Annotated in this window: 18 protein-coding genes and 1 pseudogene; 10 read left to right on the top strand and 9 right to left on the bottom strand. The window is 43.0% G+C overall.

The window, feature by feature from the left end; translation table 11 throughout:
* Positions 1-143: pseudogene (locus L5M40_RS16825) on the bottom strand (IS4 family transposase); the annotation flags it as partial.
* A gap of 78 nt (positions 144-221) precedes the next feature.
* Between L5M40_RS16825 and L5M40_RS16820 the strand changes: the two are divergent.
* Positions 222-671 (top strand): nuclear transport factor 2 family protein, encoded by a 450-nt coding sequence (locus tag L5M40_RS16820; protein WP_411569087.1) that lies wholly within the window; start codon positions 222-224, stop codon positions 669-671.
* A gap of 97 nt (positions 672-768) precedes the next feature.
* On the opposite strand, the gene L5M40_RS16815 is transcribed toward L5M40_RS16820, so the two are convergent.
* Both L5M40_RS16815 and ltaE read right to left on the bottom strand, forming a co-directional pair.
* Positions 769-2244 carry an HDOD domain-containing protein gene (locus tag L5M40_RS16815; RefSeq protein ID WP_263256957.1) on the bottom strand — a complete coding sequence of 492 codons (1476 nt, stop codon included), beginning with the start codon at positions 2242-2244 and terminating at the stop codon, positions 769-771.
* A 194-nt stretch (positions 2245-2438) separates the two neighbouring features.
* Positions 2439-3452 carry a low-specificity L-threonine aldolase gene (gene ltaE, locus L5M40_RS16810; protein ID WP_263177620.1) on the bottom strand — a complete coding sequence of 338 codons (1014 nt, stop codon included), beginning with the start codon at positions 3450-3452 and terminating at the stop codon, positions 2439-2441.
* Positions 3453-3795: 343 nt separating this feature from the next.
* Between ltaE and L5M40_RS16805 the strand changes: the two genes are divergently transcribed.
* The 3 genes from L5M40_RS16805 (at position 3796) to tpx (ending at position 5963) form a co-directional block, all read left to right on the top strand.
* Complete coding sequence (locus L5M40_RS16805; protein WP_131523661.1) at positions 3796-4386, top strand: OmpA family protein; 591 nt, start codon at positions 3796-3798, stop codon at positions 4384-4386.
* Between the two features lie 32 nt (positions 4387-4418).
* Positions 4419-5246 (top strand): mechanosensitive ion channel family protein, encoded by an 828-nt coding sequence (locus L5M40_RS16800; RefSeq protein ID WP_028761273.1) that lies wholly within the window; start codon positions 4419-4421, stop codon positions 5244-5246.
* A gap of 123 nt (positions 5247-5369) precedes the next feature.
* Positions 5370-5963 (top strand): thiol peroxidase, encoded by a 594-nt coding sequence (tpx, locus tag L5M40_RS16795; RefSeq protein WP_131523660.1) that lies wholly within the window; start codon positions 5370-5372, stop codon positions 5961-5963.
* A gap of 75 nt (positions 5964-6038) precedes the next feature.
* On the opposite strand, the gene L5M40_RS16790 is transcribed toward tpx, so the two are convergent.
* Together L5M40_RS16790 and L5M40_RS16785 are read right to left on the bottom strand one after the other, a co-directional pair.
* A complete protein-coding gene (locus L5M40_RS16790) occupies positions 6039-6680 on the bottom strand; it encodes a trimeric intracellular cation channel family protein (protein ID WP_028761275.1) in 642 nt (213 codons plus the stop codon).
* Positions 6681-7040: 360 nt separating this feature from the next.
* A complete protein-coding gene (locus L5M40_RS16785; RefSeq protein ID WP_028761276.1) occupies positions 7041-7601 on the bottom strand; it encodes a DUF4136 domain-containing protein in 561 nt (186 codons plus the stop codon).
* Between the two features lie 179 nt (positions 7602-7780).
* On the opposite strand from L5M40_RS16785, the gene L5M40_RS16780 reads away from it, so the two are divergent.
* The 4 genes from L5M40_RS16780 (at position 7781) to ruvX (ending at position 9690) form a co-directional block, all read left to right on the top strand.
* A complete protein-coding gene (locus tag L5M40_RS16780) occupies positions 7781-8098 on the top strand; it encodes a hypothetical protein (RefSeq protein WP_105253083.1) in 318 nt (105 codons plus the stop codon).
* Positions 8099-8275: 177 nt separating this feature from the next.
* A complete protein-coding gene (yciH, locus tag L5M40_RS16775; protein WP_131523659.1) occupies positions 8276-8605 on the top strand; it encodes a stress response translation initiation inhibitor YciH in 330 nt (109 codons plus the stop codon).
* 66 nt (positions 8606-8671) lie between these two features.
* Positions 8672-9235: a YqgE/AlgH family protein gene (locus L5M40_RS16770; RefSeq protein ID WP_006082512.1), complete on the top strand. Its 564-nt coding sequence runs from the start codon at positions 8672-8674 to the stop codon at positions 9233-9235.
* Between the two features lie 29 nt (positions 9236-9264).
* On the top strand, positions 9265-9690 hold the full coding sequence (gene ruvX, locus L5M40_RS16765) for a Holliday junction resolvase RuvX (RefSeq protein WP_006082513.1): 426 nt from the start codon (positions 9265-9267) through the stop codon (positions 9688-9690).
* An 85-nt stretch (positions 9691-9775) separates the two neighbouring features.
* Here the strand turns inward: ruvX and hemH are convergent, their stop codons facing one another.
* From hemH to L5M40_RS16745, 4 genes are all read right to left on the bottom strand, one after another.
* Positions 9776-10789, bottom strand: coding sequence for a ferrochelatase (gene hemH, locus L5M40_RS16760; protein WP_012587170.1), 1014 nt, complete (start codon positions 10787-10789; stop codon positions 9776-9778).
* Positions 10790-10821: 32 nt separating this feature from the next.
* Positions 10822-11361 (bottom strand): glutathione peroxidase, encoded by a 540-nt coding sequence (locus L5M40_RS16755; protein ID WP_113939420.1) that lies wholly within the window; start codon positions 11359-11361, stop codon positions 10822-10824.
* A 186-nt stretch (positions 11362-11547) separates the two neighbouring features.
* Entirely contained in the window at positions 11548-12660 is a 1113-nt protein-coding gene (locus tag L5M40_RS16750) for a PilT/PilU family type 4a pilus ATPase (RefSeq protein WP_028761282.1), read from the bottom strand.
* A 9-nt stretch (positions 12661-12669) separates the two neighbouring features.
* Entirely contained in the window at positions 12670-13707 is a 1038-nt protein-coding gene (locus L5M40_RS16745; RefSeq protein WP_006082517.1) for a type IV pilus twitching motility protein PilT, read from the bottom strand.
* 35 nt (positions 13708-13742) lie between these two features.
* On the opposite strand from L5M40_RS16745, the gene L5M40_RS16740 reads away from it, so the two are divergent.
* Both L5M40_RS16740 and proC read left to right on the top strand, forming a co-directional pair.
* Entirely contained in the window at positions 13743-14441 is a 699-nt protein-coding gene (locus L5M40_RS16740) for a YggS family pyridoxal phosphate-dependent enzyme (protein WP_263162141.1), read from the top strand.
* A gap of 215 nt (positions 14442-14656) precedes the next feature.
* Entirely contained in the window at positions 14657-15475 is an 819-nt protein-coding gene (gene proC, locus L5M40_RS16735) for a pyrroline-5-carboxylate reductase (protein WP_219253474.1), read from the top strand.
* Positions 15476-15497: the final 22 nt, after the last annotated feature.

Here is a 15497-nt window from a genome sequence, read left to right as displayed (position 1 = left end):
AAATTTCGACCTAACTCAGTCAAGGTCAGTGTCTTACATTCAATCAGTGCCTTAGAGGCCAGCATCAAGCTGTTTAATCGTTTTAGGTGAAGTTCTGGGCAGTATTGGTGTAAAGAATGTTGTAGGATATTGGCTTCGCGCATCTTGTTGTCCAAGTGTAGTTTTTGGCGAAACCATTTGATCATGCAACAAGATGCGCTTCCACCCTAATTTGATGATTTATTTGTAAATCATCAGGGGATTCTTCAGCACAAAGCGCTCAAACGACTTCGAATCCTGATCAACAAGCGGCGGCTCACGTATTAGATTTACTCAACCAATATTCAAGCGACGCCAATTGGGATAAATACTTTGCCCTGTACCGAAAAGACGGCATTTTTATTGGCACGGATGCGAGTGAGCGCTGGGGAATGGCGGAATTTGAACGTTACTCCCGCCCCACAAAAGGTTGGCGCTATGATTTAACTGAGCGGCATTTAATCCAACACGGCAATGTCATATTGTTTGACGAGTTATTAAATAGTCCAGCCTATGGCGTCAGTCGAGGAACTGGCACTTTAATCAAAACCGATGGCAACTGGGAAATAGCGCAATACCATTTAAGCTTCCCCATTCCTAATGAGGTAGCTAAGCAAATAACTGCCGAGATTAAAGCCGCAAACAAACAATAGCGCAGCACTCCCCAAAATACGGTTTGAAAGAGTGCAATTTCGAAAGAATACAGCTTGAAATTAAATTATTAAAAAAACAATTTATTAAGTTATACCACTATCTCAGAGACACAGTAAAACACACATTCGCCAATTGGGAGAAGTGGATGAAACTTTGAAAATCCACGTCTTCAAATGCCCTTTCCGAAGGGCCCCTATCCGCATAATAAAACCCGATCACTTTACTATCGACTAATAATGGCGCCAATAAAAAGCCTTGACGTGACACATGTCGCGCTTGTAATTCTTTACACTGCTCTTGCCATTTCTTAGAGCTAGGATCATCTACCCAAAGCGGTAACTTATGCTCCATCGCTTGATAAAATAATCCCCGCCTATCGCTCAAATCGATAATAAACTCTTGCTTAATGGAATCTGCATCACGACCTAATATCACTCTAGGTTGAAGTTGTTTACGGCTTGGCGACAATAACAGCACGCCGCACCGATCAACGCCAACGCCCTCAAGTATACCTTCGAGAACCGTTTGCATGATTTGGTTAAAATCGGCTTTATTAATGGCGAAGCCTGTTAATTCTCGTAGCTTAGCTAACTGAATATTCAAGTTAACTTGATAGACAGGCATATCTAATGGAATGGGAAGTGGAAGAGGTTTAACTGTGACCATACGCTTAGGATCAGGTAGATAGTCTAGCAACACCTTAGCACCATATACTTCAGCTAACTTATGGGTCGCATTCGCGCAGCGTTGCATCCGCACCATAAACTCATTTTCTTCTAGTCCAGTAAAACTCGCCGCTTGCGTAATACGTTTCCCTAATTCCTGCTTATCAAGATTAGGCTGAGATAAAATTTCGCAGAGCTTATCCGCAATAAAAATAGACCGAATTTCAGGTCTTTGGTCTTCAGGATTATTAACTGCATGGACCAACAGTTCTCCCAATCCCCAATTGCGGGCAATACTTTGAGTTAATAGTGAAAAAGAAGTGCCGAGGGCTTCGCGGGTTATACTTCGTTCCTCTGCTGGCGTTGCACATTCACGCAGTTTTAGATCTAACTCTTCGGTGAATTCACCACCAATACTCCAAAAAGCGCTCTCACCTATGTGATACAGTAAAGAGGCTATAAAAGCTTCTTCCTGCATTTCTTCGTCATAATGGCTCAACATCATCCGTGCAATCATGGCGGCTTGAAATGCTTTAGCCATCAACTTTATTAATCTTTGATATACGTTAGGTGCCAAATTTTTACTCTCTAACAAGCTTGAGAGTAACTTGGCTGTGATACAGATATTTCGCACCGCATCGAAACCAAGCACTATAGCCGCTCGGCTGACAGTAGAGATTTGGCTACTACCTTTATGGTAAATAGCGCTATTAGCAACTCGAAGAATACGAGAAGTTAAGGCGTTATCGTGCATCACGCTACGCCCGAGTAATGCGAGAGAGGAAACGTCATCCTTGGCGAGCTTTTCTAGCGATTTAACAGTCGAACACAGTGCTGGCATTTCCAATTCACTGATCCGATTTGTCCAATAATCGACCCCTTTATTAGTATTGTTATTAGGTTTCAACCTAAAGTTACCTTAGCGATATAATCTTGTTGTTTTTAGTATAGATAAACGCAAACATTTCGCCTGTTGTCTAAAGCTTGTTTTAGCAAATCATTCATTAATTGCTTAATAATTCAACATTAAGCAATATCTGCCGATAAAAATGCCCAAGACAAAGCTCGGGCATTTCAGTAAAACAGGAAATCAATCCACACTTAGGCTTTGAGGTACTGCTTAACAACACGCAACACTTTATCTATATCCTGACGGCTGATATCTTTATGAGTCACAAGCCGAAGTGTACGCCCTGGGCTTATCAGGATGCCTTCCGCTCGACAGTGTTTAGCCAATAAGTTCGCATCAATATGGGGTGCTAATGTAACAAATAACATATTTGTTTGTACTGCGGCTAAATTGACGTCGAACTCACTGAATTCTGCCAACTGCCGAGCTAAGTACGCCGCATTGTCATGATCTTCACTCAGCCGTTGTACTTGCTCAGTTAAAGCAAGCTTACCCGCAGCGGCAAGTATCCCAGCTTGACGCATGCCACCACCAAGCATTTTACGCCAACGAATGGCTTTCTTAATCAAGCGTTCATCACCTAAGAGTAATGAGCCGACTGGCGCACATAATCCTTTGGATAAACAAATCGACACTGAATCAAAGTGCGCCGTGATATCACTTATCGCGATATTCTGCGCCACCGCAGCATTGGCAACTCGCGCACCATCTAAATGAATTTTTAACCCGCGATTAAAGGCTAATGCCTGCACGTCCGCCAAATAGCTTTGCGGGAGAACCTTACCGCCAATCGTATTCTCTAAACTAAGCAAACGAGTACGAGCAAAATGGATATCATCAGGCTTAATTGCGGCTTCAATGTCAGCTAATGCAATAGTGCCATCTAATTGATTCATTAAAGGTTGAGGTTGAATGCTGCCTAGGACAGCGGCGCCGCCGCCCTCGAACTTATAATTGTGAGCCTGCTGACCGCACAGGTACTCATCTCCACGATCACAATGGGCCATCAAAGCCAATAAATTTGCTTGAGTACCCGAACAGGTAAATAATGCACTTTCAAAGCCAAACATCTCCGCAGCCATATCCTGCAAACTATTTACCGTAGGGTCATCACCGTAAACATCATCACCCACTTCGGCTCTGGACATGGCTAACCGCATGGCTGCTGTTGGCTGGGTAACAGTATCACTGCGTAAATCTATCATCTTGTCCTCAACTTAAAGTTTGGTTGGCGCATAATGGGCTCAAGACTCTAGCGCTAAAGGCTTATTTTGTATAGTTTATCGTCATACTTGTCGACAAATTTACCGATGTAGAACCTCGCTCATGCTTGAAGCAAGTATCGACATACTGACATCTACTAATAAAAACATAAATATACTCAAGATCTTGCCGATATCTATCTGTCGATGTATGGACGCTTGTACGCGTTTAGCTTGGCGAAAAGAGTCTTACTCGTTAGAATGCCACACTAAGATGGTCATGCTACAACAATGCGATCGCTTTAGTAATTTTGACTAATACTTATCGTTCAATAGGTGATTTGTAGTGAAAAACTCCCAATCTCGATGGATTCAGCTAGCGCTTTTGCTATTAAGTTTAAGCCTAACATCACAGGTATTTGCTTGGTCTGACACTGACCGAGATGGAGTGCCAGATATCAAAGATGCCTGTCCTAACACAGAGCCAAATACACCTGTTATGGCTAATGGTTGTGTGGAAGAAATCGCTGTGGAAATGACTGCATCACCAGTTTGCGATATGAGTCATTCAAATGCTGAGTTAAACACAGATTGTCATAATATTTCTGCAGCTATGGTGTATTTTGAATTTGCCATTGCCGAGGTTGACTTTTCTCAATGGAAAACTTTAGCCTTAGTAAAAGCATTCTTAGAAATAAATGATGCTGAATTAACCTTAGTAGGCCACACAGATATCGTTGGTACACCAGAGTTTAATTATCAACTATCACTTCAACGGGCTCAAAATGTAAAACGTATTTTGGTTGAAGATTATGGCTTTAATCCAAATCGCTTTACCGTAATGGGTAAAGGTATATCTGAACCTGTAGCGGACAACCGTTCTAGCGAAGGGCGCAGTTTAAATCGACGAGTAGAATTTATCGTCAATAATAAATAGTTTTTGTTAGCGTATATTTAGGGAGTTATTCAATGGAAAACCTCGAAGGTTTATTAAAGCAAGCACCAGATCTGATCGTGACTTATGGCTTAAAAACATTATTCGCCATTATCATCTTCTTTGTTGGTAAATACTTTGCGGGCGTAGCACAGAAGCTTGTTCGTAAATTACTTAACAGCCGTAAAGTTGATCCGACAGTCGTTTCATTTGTCGCTAACCTCGCTTGGGCAGTGGTATTTGTTTTCGCGGTTATTGCTACGTTAGGCCAAATTGGCGTACAAACCGCATCACTGGTAGCAGTTATCGGTGCTGCAGGTTTAGCAATAGGCTTAGCGCTACAAGGTTCTCTGTCTAATTTTGCATCGGGTGTGTTAATGGTGTTATTCCGCCCTTGCCGCGTAGGTGACTATATTGAAGCTGCAGGTATCGCCGGCACTGTTGATGAAATAACCATATTCTCAACCAAGCTTCGCACTCCTGATAATAAAGTTATCGTAGCGCCAAACTCATCTATCATGAATGGCACTATCACTAACTACTCAGCAATGGATAGTCGTCGTATCGATTTAGTGATTGGTGTATCTTATTCCGCTGATATCGCACTCACTAAAAAAGTATTGACCGATATTTTAGATAACAACCAGTATGTGTTAAAAGATCCAGCATATACAGTTGGACTTTCTGAATTGGCTAGCTCTTCAATCAATTTCGTGGTTCGTCCTTGGGTAAAAACATCTGATTATTGGACTGCACGTTTCCAACTGCTTGAGCAAATAAAAAATGCATTAGACGCTGCAGATATCGGTATTCCATTTCCACAAATGGATATCCATGTCAAAGAATTGCCACTAAGCAAATAACAATTAGTGGATAAAAAAGGTCGGTAATTACCGACCTTTTTTTATGGTTCTACGCATCATTTTAGCGTACCTTAATGGACAGATATTAGCAAAGGCACAGATATTCATGTGTGAGGGAATCCAATGCAAAAATATGTTTCATTTTTAGCAGCAAGCTGTATTTATAGCCTAGTTCTGATGAGCCCCAGTACAATCGCCAGTGAGAAAACACAGGTTTTAATGGGTGAAAAAACAGTTACCTTAGAAGGGAAAAGACCAAAATTGTCGCAAATGGCACCGGGGTTTAAAGTCGTTGATGAGCATTTCACGCCAGTGATGCTAAGTGATTTTAAGGGTAAAACTGTACTGATAAGTGCCGTGCCAAGCCTAGATACAGGTGTTTGCGCACTGCAGACGAAGCGCTTCAACAGCGAAGTTGGCCATTTTTCCGATGATGTCATCATGCTAACGATCAGTACCGATTTACCCTTCGCACAAAAGCGTTTCTGTAAAGTGGAAAACGTAGATAAAATCAAAGTGCTATCAGATAGCGTGTGGCGTGATTTTGGTGAAAAGTATGGTTTGTTAATTCAAGATTACGGCTTGCTGGCTAGAGCCATTTTCATCATAGATGCAGAAGGCAAGCTCCAATACCAAGAGTTAGTACCAAACATCACAGAGCATCCTAACTATGATGCTGCCCTTGAAGCCTTGAAAATCCTTCAAGCCCAGCAGTAATTTACCGCTAAAAACAGGGCAGCCTTAGCTGCCCTTTTGTTTAACGGTTCTATTTCTACGATTTGGTTTTACGATTTAATGTGTATGCTGATCGCCACTGGATTGGTAGTCAAAGGTTGGCATAGACCAATGATATCGCAGCGCCAACATCCGTAAGCTAAAACCAACGCTTAAACAAATAACCAGATTAATCCATTCCGTTAACTGATAGGCTTTTAAGACGATATACAAGCCTGCCGTCAGTAGTGAAATCACCGCATAGAGTTCTTTCTTAAAAATCAAAGGCACTTGGTTACACAGAATATCGCGGATAACGCCACCAAAGACACCTGTGACCAATCCCATGACTACGGCAATTGTTGGGCTAAATCCCAGCATTAACGTCTTTTGTGCGCCCACGATGGAGAATACGGCTAAGCCTAAGGCATCAATAGCCAAAAATAACTTAGACAGATAACGCATCACAGGGGCGATAGCGACAGTGAGCAAAGAAGCGAATGCAATCGCAATAAGGTAATGCACATGCTCAACCCAAATTAAGGGGTAATTTCCGAGCATCATATCCCTTAGTGTACCGCCACCAATTGCCGTTGCGCAGCCAATGATCACCACACCAAACAAATCCATCTGCTTGCGGCCAGCCGCCAGAGCGCCCGTCATCGCCTCGGCAATAATCCCAATCAGCCAAAGTAATCCAATAATCTGCGTCTCATGCATCTTTGCTACTACCAACAACTCAAAGAATTGATTCTGCCTGATAACCTCTCAGTTCTATAATGATTTTATTTTGAATTCATCATTAGAAAAATTAATTCATCATCTTATTAATAATCTGATGCAGATTCCTACAACCTTATTAAGTTATAGAATAAATATTATACAAAATAGCTAGTTATAAAAATGTTACCTTCACATTGTCATCTATGAAAATAGAATTTTTAATAAGTATTAATAACGTAAATCCAATCAGATGATAAATAACTGCAGATCATCTAATACCGTAGACAAAAAGCATAAAAATCAACCACAAAAAAGCGGCCCTTAGGCCGCTTAATGTTCATTCAAACTGAATCAGAACTATTTAGTGTCAGGCTTAGGTGGATAATTTGCCATTACACTGCCCACTGCTTGATTGATGATCTGTACTCTTTCTTCTGGGGTATTTTTGTCGCGAATGGTATCGGCAACAGAACCACGCCAGATCAGTTTAGTGGTTTTATTATCAACCAAATCAATAATCAGGGTACCGACTTCATATTCTCTTACTGTGGTTTGGGTCTGCATATTGCCGCCCCAACCCCATCCTGGACCATAGTATGGGTTGTAGCCAAAATTACTATTGAAGGTATCAACATTAATCTTCTTATCAACTTTGGTCAGATAATTAACAAGTACATCAGCATCTTTTGCATCAACTAATGTCATCCCCTTACTCGCTAACTGGCTATTCACCGCTTCTCTGACCCGTTGATCCATCAAGCCATCTAGATGATATCCGGCAGAATCCGTTTTCTGAGCAACCCAAGCATAGGTTTTATATTGGGTAAAATTTGCGCTAGGGTCAAAATCCCAACCAGACTTCATCGAACTACAGGCACTGAGTGCCAACACAGCTAATGCTACAAAAATATTTTTCATCTTAATTTCCTCAGATGTTCGACCCGAACAAAGACAAGTATCAGAGATATGAATTTAGCTTACAGAGCAATAGCCTAATCTACAACTCAATTGATTAAAAAGCAGCATCTCATTCAGCTTGACTTCAGCAAAGCCAAAGATGATAATGATTATCAATTAAGATTTAAAGGGGTGTTGAAATGTACTGGTTTATTAGCGCGTTTATGGTTGCATCTGCCATTTTTTTCCTTGCACCAGAAAAAATTTCTCTCGAGGCGAATAACGCAAAAATTAAACGTCATTTGCCTACCAGTTTACTGATATTACCCCTCCTAGTGCTTGGCTGGTTGGTTATTGATACCATTGCTAATGGCACTAACTATGCCACAGTCGCCGCATTTGGTTTTGTTACAACAGCCTGCTTAATTGCATTACCTAAGTTACATAAATTTATTATGCCCAGTGCATTACTCACAGCTGTGGCGCTGATAGCCATGGTATTCATGCGAATGAATTAATCCTGAGCTTTAAGCTTACTTTTCAAAAATATGCTTACTTCCCTGCAAAGAGTTAGCATTTTGTATTGGCCACTTAAGGAGAATCCTCAAGTGGTCTTTTTTTACCTCCCAGAACCTCTGCAAATTTGATAAACTGAGTCGGTATAAGTCACCTTCTAATATCAATGAATGAAACCAATGAAAGCAGATCCTAATGTATCCTTAGTGTACAGCACCGACAAAGGCCGTATAAATGCAGAGCCCGCCACTAAAGCGATTCCGGAATCCGATGGCATAGTCAGGATCCATAGAGACAGTAAGGGCCGCAAAGGCAAAGGCGTTTCGATTATCTCAGGCCTAGGTCTCGATGAAACCGCGTTAAAAGCAATGGCTCAAACCCTTAAAAAACAATGTGGTTGTGGTGGCACGGTTAAAGATTTCACTATTGAGGTCCAAACCGATAACCGCGAGCAATTAAAGCTATTGCTTGAGAAGCAGAACTACAAAGTTAAATTAGCTGGCGGTTAATCTCGCCCGACTTAGCAATATAGCAGCATGCTAGATCAACTTAGCCACATCGAACGGAGTAGTTTAATGGAGAGTTTGCAGAACCATTTCTTAATTGCCATGCCTTCACTGCACGATACGTTTTTTGAACGCTCAGTCATCTATATCTGTGAACATGATGCCAAAGGCGCCATGGGACTGGTGATCAATAAACCACTCGGTATCGAAGTTAATTCGCTATTAGAACAAATGGATTTGCCAGCTGAGCAAGTCTCCACCGATTTAGCATTCAATGCCAATGTCATGATGGGCGGACCCGTTTCCCAAGATCGTGGTTTTGTACTGCATACCTCTCAGCCCTATTGGGCCAATAGCACAGATCTGGGTTGTGGTTTAATGCTAACTACCTCACGCGATGTGTTAACCGCGATAGGAAGCAACAGATCGCCAGAGAAATTCCTCGTCGCCTTAGGATATGCTGGATGGAGCAAAGATCAGCTCGAACAAGAGCTTGCCGATAATTCTTGGCTAACGATTCCAGCAACCAATGCACTCTTGTTTGACATTAAACACGAAGACCGTTGGCCACAGGCCAGCCGAGCTCTTGGATTTGATGCTTGGCAGGTTTCAGCTCAAGCGGGTCACGCTTAAGCCTATTTCTTAATATAAGTCAGCACACTATGAATTCGAAAACCGTATTAGGCTTTGATTTTGGCACTAAAAGTATTGGTGTGGCTATAGGCCAAGAAATCACCGCTAGCGCCACGCCATTATTGTCAATCAAAGCCGTCGATGGGATCCCCAACTGGGATCAGATAGGCGATTTAATCAAAGAGTGGCAACCCGACCTAGTGGTTGTTGGTCTGCCCTTAAACATGGATGGCACTGAGCAAGATATGACCCACAGGGCGCGTAAATTTGCGAACCGTATCAATGCTAAGTTCAAAGTCAAAATAGCCACTCAAGATGAGCGATTAACCACTACCGATGCTAAGGCAAGATTATTCGAGTTAGGCGGATTCAAGGCGCTCACCAAAGGCCAAGTCGATGCTGTGTCTGCCGTACTGATTATTGAAAGCTACTTCGAAAATAACTTCAGCAAGTAATGCCACAATAAAAAACCATATATAAAGAAAAGGATAAGTTGCCTTATCCTTTTCAGTTTTATGTTTAACCCGATAAATTACCGGATCAAAAATGTGGCTTCACTAAGTTGGCCATCATAGTAATGTGCGCATCATCATCGTTTAGTGCAGCAATGTAACGGAACTTCTCACCACCCGCCTCGGCAAAGAGATGACCATTCTCACCAACAATTTCTTCCAGCGTTTCTAAACAATCGGCGCTAAAAGCTGGGCAAACGATAGCAATATCGCGCACACCTTGTTGCGGCAACGCTTTCAAAGTCGCATCGGTATAAGGTTGTAGCCATTTAGCTTTACCAAAACGCGATTGGAATGTCATCACAAACTCATCTTTACCTAACCCAAGCTTTTCGGTAACCAGTCGAGTCGTTTTCATGCAGAAGCAATAATACGGATCGCCTAAATGCAAATTGCGCTCAGGCATACCATGGTAAGACAACACCAATTTTTGCGGTTTACCATTTGCTTCAAAATCAGCCGTGATCGAATTGGCTAAAGCATTAATAAAATCAGCATTATCATGATAAGTATTAATAAAATGCAACGATGGAATATAGCGCCACTTGGACAACTCAGCCGCAATCGCATCAAAAGCAGAACCCGTAGTGGGCGCAGCATATTGGGGATACAGTGGTAACACCACGATTTTATCAATGCCATTTTGATGCATAGTTTGCAAGGTACTGGCGACCGATGGACTGCCATAACGCATTGCTAAATGGACAGAAACATCATGGTTATCGGCGTTAAGTTTATCCGCTAACTTCGCCGTTTGACGCAAACTAATGTCCATTAACGGTGAGCCGGCCGCTGTCCATACCTTCTGGTATAACGCCGCTGATTTTGCTGGGCGTACCCGCAAAATGATCCCGTGTAAAATCATCATCCACACTAATTTAGGAATTTCGACTACGCGGGGATCCGCTAAGAACTCAGCTAGATAACGCCTAACAGCCGATGCTGTGGGCGCATCTGGCGTACCTAAATTTAATAACAGCACGCCCACTTTGCCGCGCTGTCCGTGTCCAACTTCTTTGGATAAGCCTGAAAATTTAGCCAAAACAGCCTCTTAATTAATAAATACTTATAAAATTAAAGTACAGATTCTATTGCTTGCTTAAGCTCTTCGCTATCTGGCTTCACTTTAGAATTGAACTGTTGCACAACTGCGCCATCGCCGCTAACGACATACTTGTAAAAATTCCACTTAGGCGCACCGGTTTTTTCGGCTAAGTATTTAAATACGCTATTGGCGTCACTGCCACGCACAGCCGAAGTCGACAGCATAGTGAAAGTGACACCGTAATTGATGTAACACACCTTAGCCGTATCTTTCTCATCATTTTCTTCTTGGAAAAAATCATCCGATGGGAAACCAATGACCACTAAGCCTTTATCTTTGTAGTTTTCATGCAATGTTTCAAGCGCTTTAAACTGCGGGGTGTAACCACAGTTACTGGCCGTGTTAACAATCAACACTGGTTTTCCCTGAGTCAATTCACACAGATTAACCGTCTCTTCAGAATGTAATTTTCGTACTTCAAGGTTCAGATACTCGGGACAAGTGGCCGCCATAACGCCAACACTCGTCAAGCTCGCTGTCATAGCGAATATCATGGGTAATTTTTTCATTGCTTTCTCCTTTACCAGTACATTACGCAAACGCACTAGGTAAAGATCATATTGAATTAAAAAATAAAAGCTATGGATAATGGCAACATAGCGATGAAGTAGAACCGATTGAGCTGAACGAAAATCTAATACACAAACAAAAAGCAGCCCATAAAGAGCTGCCTAACCCAGAACCGGACTATCGCGCTAGTCCATGTCTAAGGTGACACCTTCCATAAAACCTGAGCCCGTGGATTCTTTATTCTGCAATTTAATCATCAAACGTAAATCGTTTGGTGAATCAGCATGGTGCAGCGCATCGGCGTAACTAATTTCGCCATCGACATAAAGTTTCAGCAAGGCCTGATCGAACGTCTGCATGCCCTGCTCGTTGGATTTTGCCATGGTTTCTTTGAGCAAATGCAGCTCGTTCTTCGCAATTAAACTCGCCACCCTTGGGGTGTTTATCAATACTTCAATCGCGGCGCGACGCCCTGTGCCATCGACTTTCGGTATCAATTGCTGCGCCACAATACCGCGTAAATTCAATGATAAATCGAACAATAACTGTTGATGCTTACTCTCAGGCACGAGATGCATAATCCGGTCTAACGCTTGGTTGGCGTTGTTGGCATGCAAGGTTGCCATACAAAGGTGACCCGTTTCTGCAAATGACAGCGCAAACTCCATCGTCTCTTGGGTACGAATTTCACCAATCAAGATCACATCGGGAGCTTGGCGAAGGGAGCTTTTTAGCGCCGCATCAAAAGACTCAGTATCTATACCCACTTCACGCTGAGTGATTATGCTTTTTCTGTGGTCGTGAACGAATTCAACCGGATCTTCAATAGTCAAAATATGCCCACGGGCATGACCATTGCGATAACCCACCAAGGCCGCCAAGGACGTTGACTTACCCGTTCCCGTTCCGCCTACCATAATGATGAGACCACGTTTACTCATCACCAGATCTTTTAGAATAGGCGGCAATTTTAAATCATCGACATCAGGGATTTTAGTCTCAATACGGCGCATCACGCAGCCAGGCGATTCACGCTGCCAAAAAGCGCTCACCCGAAAACGACCTAAATCCTTTGCCGCAAAAGCGAAGTTACACTCACGAGTGGAATGAAACTCTTGCTTCTGCGCCTCTGTCATTAACGACTCAACAAAATCCAGTGATTGTGCTGGTGTAAACGCACTTTCTGCCAAGGGACGCAATTCACCGTCAATCTTGGCACTCGGCGGAAAACCCGCTGTGATGAACAAGTCGGAGGCTTTGCGTTCCACTATCACTTTTAAAAACGGACGAACATCCATCATAAATCCTTAAAATGTCGCTTGTTTATTCGAACTCTTCGCCATTGCATCTTCACGGGTGATAAGACCGCGATTGACTAAGTTCTGTAAACATTGCTCTAAGGTCTGCATTCCATGGGCCATACCTGTTTGAATTGCCGAATACATCTGCGCCACTTTGTCTTCACGAATTAAATTGCGGATAGCGGGCGTGCCCATCATGATTTCATGGGCGGCGACACGGCCTCCTCCCACCTTTTTAATCAGAGTTTGCGAAATAACCGCTTGCAGCGATTCAGACAACATAGTGCGCACCATGTCTTTTTCACCGGCGGGGAATACGTCGACCACACGGTCAATCGTTTTCGCGGCAGAAGTAGTATGCAAGGTACCAAACACTAAGTGGCCTGTTTCAGCGGCGGTCATCGCCAAACGAATGGTCTCAAGGTCACGCATCTCACCGACTAAAATCACGTCTGGGTCTTCACGCAGTGCGCTTCTAAGCGCCGCATTAAAGCTGTGGGTATGGCGATGAACTTCACGTTGGTTAATCAAACATTGCTTATTTTGATGAACGAATTCGATAGGATCTTCAATGGTTAAGATATGATCATGTCGATTTTCATTCACGTAATCCACCATAGCGGCAAGTGTGGTACTCTTACCCGACCCCGTAGGTCCAGTCACTAGCACCAATCCGCGAGGGAAACTGGCAATTTTTTTAAAAATTTCCGGCGCACCCAATTGCTCAAGTGACAAAATGTCACTTGGAATGGTACGAAACACAGCCGCTGCACCACGGGATTGATTGAATGCGTTAACACGAAAGCGTGCAAGATTAGGGACTTCGAACGAGAAATCGATTTCTAAATGTTCTTCGTAGTCCTTGCGCTGCTTATCATTCATTATGTCGTACACTAAGCTGTGTACACCTTGATGATCGAGCGCGGGCAGGTTAATTTTTCTCACTTCACCGTCAACACGGATCATGGGAGATATCCCTGCAGAAAGGTGTAGATCCGAGGCTTTGTGTTTTACACTAAATGCCAATAACTCAGTGATTTCCATCGTTTGGGATATCCTTGCAACTAGATAATTACATCATGACAACAATAGCAGACAGACTCGCAATCGCCCAGCGCAGGATCACACAAGCAGCGCAAAAATGTGCCCGCCACCCCAGCAGTATTCGCTTACTTGCCGTCAGCAAGACTAAACCTATTGAAGACATTATAGCAGCCTACCAAGCGGGTCAGCGTTGCTTTGGCGAAAACTATGTCCAAGAAGGCGCTGAAAAAATTACTGCGCTCAAGGGGGATTTCCCGGACATAGAATGGCATTTTATCGGCCCACTCCAATCCAATAAAACCAGCATAGTCGCCCAGCATTTCGATTGGATGCATACCCTCTCCCGCGACAAAATTGCCCTACGTCTCAATGAGCAACGTCCGGCCGAATTGGCGCCATTAAACGTCTGTATTCAAATTAATATCAGTGCTGAAGACACAAAATCTGGCATAGATGCGGCTCAAATGCTGCCACTGGCCGAACTGATAGCTCAGCTACCTAACTTAGCACTGAGGGGCCTAATGGCAATTCCAACGGCTACCGCAGATATAGAGTTACAGCTTAAAGAGTTTTCCATGTTAAACAATCTATTTCAAGAACTTAAATCGTATTATCCCGCTGTAGATACGCTTTCAATGGGGATGAGCAATGACTTAGATACAGCGATTAGCTGTGGTTCAACTATGGTGCGTATTGGCAGTGCCATTTTTGGTGAGCGCAATTACGCTGTGTAAAATCACGTTAGGCATTTAGTTAGAGGTCAGTTTAACCTTGTTTTTAGCACTTTATGCCCAAATACTGTATTAAAGAACACCGAACATTAACGATTTAAGAGCAATTAGCGAGAGTCGATAATCAGGCTCAGTCATTCAAATGACTAACCGTTTTATCATCTTAATTTAAGGTGAAGATGTTACAAGTCAACGGTTAACACACTGAAGAGAATCAAATGGATCAACAGAAAATCTGCTTTATCGGTGCCGGCAATATGACGCGCAGCATCATCAGTGGCTTAGTCAATAGCGGCTATCCAGCTCAACTCATCCAAGCGACTAATCCCAGCCAAGGTAAACTCGATGCACTAAAAGCCGATTTTGGGATTTTGGTTTCTCAAGATAATTTAGCCGCGGCGCAAGCTGCCGATGTCATAGTACTTTCGGTAAAACCACAATTGATGCAACAAGTTTGTGAAGCATTACAGACAGTCGAGCTGTCGAATAAGTTAGTCATCACTATCGCTGCGGGCATTAAAGCAAAGCGATATACCGACTATCTGGCACAAGACATCAAGCTTATCCGCGCCATGCCAAATACGCCGATGCAAATTAGTGTTGGTATGACTGGCCTCTATGCGCCTCAAAGCATTACTACCGAGCAGAAAGCCATTTGCGATCGTTTGATGTCAAGCGGCGGCGAAATTGTGTGGGTAAATGAAGAGTCAGATTTAGATCAAGTGATTGCACTATCGGGCAGTTCACCGGCTTATTTCTTTTTGCTAATGGAGTCTATGATAGATGCAGGCAAAGAAATGGGAATGGATGAAACAAAAGCCAGAAGTTTAGTGCAGCAAGCTGCGCTTGGCGCTGCTATGATGGCAAAGCAAAACCCACAACTGACCTTAGGTAATTTAAGAGAGAATGTTACTTCAAAGGGCGGCACCACCGCACAGGCGCTGGCGACATTTGAAGCTGCGGATATGCGCGGCTTAGTAAAAAAAGCCATGGAAAACTGTATTAATCGTGCTGAAGAAATGGCTAAAACATTTTGATCCACTAACACGTTTTTATATC

The sequence above is a fragment of the Shewanella sp. SM68 genome (genome assembly GCF_025653925.1).
Taxonomy (GTDB): Bacteria; Pseudomonadota; Gammaproteobacteria; order Enterobacterales; family Shewanellaceae; genus Shewanella; species Shewanella oncorhynchi.
Note: the sequence above shows the minus strand (reverse complement) of the source record. Positions and strands in the feature narration are given on the sequence as shown.

Bases quoted from the DNA above. Each gene is read 5' to 3' on its own strand.
- ltaE (WP_263177620.1), bottom strand. From the start codon at position 3,452: ATGATAGATTTACGCAGTGATACTGTTACCCAGCCAACAGCAGCCATG.
- L5M40_RS16800 (WP_028761273.1), top strand. From the start codon at position 4,419: ATGGAAAACCTCGAAGGTTTATTAAAGCAAGCACCAGATCTGATCGTG.
- tpx (WP_131523660.1), top strand. From the start codon at position 5,370: ATGCAAAAATATGTTTCATTTTTAGCAGCAAGCTGTATTTATAGCCTA.
- L5M40_RS16790 (WP_028761275.1), bottom strand. From the start codon at position 6,680: ATGCATGAGACGCAGATTATTGGATTACTTTGGCTGATTGGGATTATT.
- L5M40_RS16785 (WP_028761276.1), bottom strand. From the start codon at position 7,601: ATGAAAAATATTTTTGTAGCATTAGCTGTGTTGGCACTCAGTGCCTGT.
- L5M40_RS16780 (WP_105253083.1), top strand. From the start codon at position 7,781: ATGTACTGGTTTATTAGCGCGTTTATGGTTGCATCTGCCATTTTTTTC.
- yciH (WP_131523659.1), top strand. From the start codon at position 8,276: ATGAAAGCAGATCCTAATGTATCCTTAGTGTACAGCACCGACAAAGGC.
- L5M40_RS16770 (WP_006082512.1), top strand. From the start codon at position 8,672: ATGGAGAGTTTGCAGAACCATTTCTTAATTGCCATGCCTTCACTGCAC.
- ruvX (WP_006082513.1), top strand. From the start codon at position 9,265: ATGAATTCGAAAACCGTATTAGGCTTTGATTTTGGCACTAAAAGTATT.
- L5M40_RS16755 (WP_113939420.1), bottom strand. From the start codon at position 11,361: ATGAAAAAATTACCCATGATATTCGCTATGACAGCGAGCTTGACGAGT.
- L5M40_RS16750 (WP_028761282.1), bottom strand. From the start codon at position 12,660: ATGGATGTTCGTCCGTTTTTAAAAGTGATAGTGGAACGCAAAGCCTCC.
- L5M40_RS16745 (WP_006082517.1), bottom strand. From the start codon at position 13,707: ATGGAAATCACTGAGTTATTGGCATTTAGTGTAAAACACAAAGCCTCG.
- L5M40_RS16740 (WP_263162141.1), top strand. From the start codon at position 13,743: ATGACAACAATAGCAGACAGACTCGCAATCGCCCAGCGCAGGATCACA.
- proC (WP_219253474.1), top strand. From the start codon at position 14,657: ATGGATCAACAGAAAATCTGCTTTATCGGTGCCGGCAATATGACGCGC.